The sequence below is a fragment of the Actinomycetospora sp. genome, from assembly GCF_055612215.1.
The window spans coordinates 1-2080 of sequence record NZ_JBVPVA010000868.1 but is presented as its reverse complement, the minus strand read 5'-3'; the positions used below and the strand labels follow the sequence as shown (position 1 = coordinate 2080).

Sequence of the window (2080 nt, the reverse complement as noted above, 5' to 3'; positions counted from 1 at the left end):
CCACCCCGGGCAGGGTCACGAGCTTCTCGAGCCGGCGCGGCACCTCACCCGAGAACTCCTCGACCAGCGCGGCCCCGAGCTTCACGAGGGTGTCGGCCTTCACCCTGAAGAACCCGGTCGGCTGGATCAGCGCCTCCACCTCGGCGCGGTCGGCCCCGGCGTAGTCGGCGGCCGTGCGGTAGCGCGCGAACAGCGCGGGGGTCACCTGGTTGACGCGCACGTCCGTGGTCTGCGCCGACAGCACGGTCGCGACGAGCAGCTCGAGCGGCGTCGTGAAGTCGAGCTCGCAGTGCGCGTCGGGGTGCGCCTCCGCGAGCGCGCGGTGCATGCGCCGGGCCCGCCGCACCAGCCCGAGGCGCGTCTCGCCCGCCTTCGCGGTCGCGCGGAACGTGCGCGTCGTGGCCCCCGAGGTCATCCGACCAGGGTAGAGAACCCCCCGACACGCCGGGACGACCCCGGTGCTCGACCTCGGGTGCAGGTGCGGGAGCATTTCCGTCACCATGACCGCCTGGATCGCCGTCCTCATCCCTCTGCTCATCATGGTCTTCGCCCTGGGCATGGAGCGCCTGGAGACGAGACTGCGCGCGGGCACCGTCCGTGAGGACGAGGTCGAGGACTTCCTCGAGCGCGCGCGTCCCGACGAGGTGAAGGCCCTGTTCCGCCAGGGCATCGGCGGGGCCCTGCAGATGTTCCGGCTGCGCAACCTGGGGAAGCGCGGCGGCAGCACGCGTCGGGGCCGCCCGTCGGAGGACGACTCCCGGAGCACCACGAACGCCTGACGCTCACCCAACGGCGTCATTCCGCGGGCGTAGAGTCGTCCAGTCGGGGGACGCGCTCGCGGATGATCACGGCAGTGGGACAAATCCGGAGATCGCGTCGGCCGCGTGCAGCGTGATCTTGGCGATGCGCACGACTAGACTGACGGTAGACGTGACTGGGGACACAGCGCGCACCGGGCCTCGATGGCTCCGGGCGGGTGGGGTCGGACGAGTCGGCGAGGAGCGGACGGTGGACGAGGTACTGGCCCGCGCGGGGATCTTCCAAGGCGTGGATCCGGCCGCGGTCGAGGTGTTGACGGAGTCTCTCGACCGGGTCGAGTTCCCCCGCGGCACCGTCATCTTCAACGAGGGCGAGCCGGGCGACCGGCTGTTCATCGTGCAGAGCGGGAAGGTCAAGATCGGGCGTCGCTCGCCGGACGGCCGGGAGAACCTGCTCTCGATCTTCGGCCCCTCCGACATGTTCGGTGAGCTGTCGATCTTCGACCCGGGCCCCCGGACGTCGACCGCCACGTGCGTGACCGACGTGCGGGCCTACTCGATGGACCGCACGGCGCTCAAGGAGTGGATCTCGCAGCGCCCGGAGATCGCGGAGCAGCTGCTGCGCGTGGTCGCCCGCCGGCTGCGCCGCACGAACAACCTGCTGGCCGACCTCATCTTCACCGACGTGCCGGGCCGCGTCGCGAAGGCGCTGCTGCAGCTCGCGCAGCGGTTCGGGTCGCAGGAGGCCGGGCTGCTACGGGTGACGCACGACCTCACGCAGGAGGAGATCGCCCAGCTCGTCGGCGCCTCCCGCGAGACGGTGAACAAGGCCCTGGCCGACTTCGCCGCCCGCGGCTGGCTGCGTCTCGAGGGCAAGAGCGTCCTCATCCTCGAGCCCGACCGCCTGGCCCGTCGCGCCCGCTGAGCTCTGTTGTCGCACCGAGCCGACGCTGGCACAGCGCTCGTTCCTCACGCTGTCCCAGCCGTCAGCGGTGCGTCCTGGGGTCAGCCCTGCTCGCGGAGGTACTCCAGCTGCGCCGCGACAGAGATGTCCGCCGCCGGCCACAGCGACTCGTCGACGTCGGCGTAGACCACCTCGACGACCTGGCGCGGGGTCGCGCCGTCCCCGAGCCGCCGCACCGCCTCGCGGACCTGCTCGAGGCGCTGCCGACGGTGGGCCAGGTAGTCGTGGGCGGTCTGCGGGGCGTCGGAGAGGTCCGGCCCGTGACCCGGGAGCAGCGTCGTGCCCGACGGGAGCCCGGCGAGCCGGTCCAGGGAGCGCAGGTAGTCCCCGAGGGCGCCGTGGTGGTCGCCGAGCACCG

General features: G+C 72.2%; 3 protein-coding genes and 1 pseudogene. 2 read left to right on the top strand and 2 right to left on the bottom strand.

Annotation, left to right across the window (positions count from 1 at the left end):
- Positions 1–415: endonuclease III domain-containing protein (locus tag AC0CYZ_RS23570; RefSeq protein ID WP_472219842.1), on the bottom strand; the 415-nt coding region annotated here is incomplete at its 3' end.
- 85 nt (positions 416–500) lie between these two features.
- Between AC0CYZ_RS23570 and AC0CYZ_RS23565 the strand changes: the two genes are divergently transcribed.
- A complete protein-coding gene (locus tag AC0CYZ_RS23565) occupies positions 501–779 on the top strand; it encodes a hypothetical protein (RefSeq protein WP_472219840.1) in 279 nt (92 codons plus the stop codon).
- A 229-nt stretch (positions 780–1008) separates the two neighbouring features.
- On the top strand, positions 1009–1683 hold the full coding sequence (locus AC0CYZ_RS23560; RefSeq protein WP_169185569.1) for a Crp/Fnr family transcriptional regulator: 675 nt from the start codon (positions 1009–1011) through the stop codon (positions 1681–1683).
- Positions 1684–1763: 80 nt separating this feature from the next.
- On the opposite strand, the pseudogene AC0CYZ_RS23555 reads toward AC0CYZ_RS23560, so the two are convergent.
- Positions 1764–2080, bottom strand: a pseudogene (locus AC0CYZ_RS23555) (MBL fold metallo-hydrolase); the annotation flags it as partial.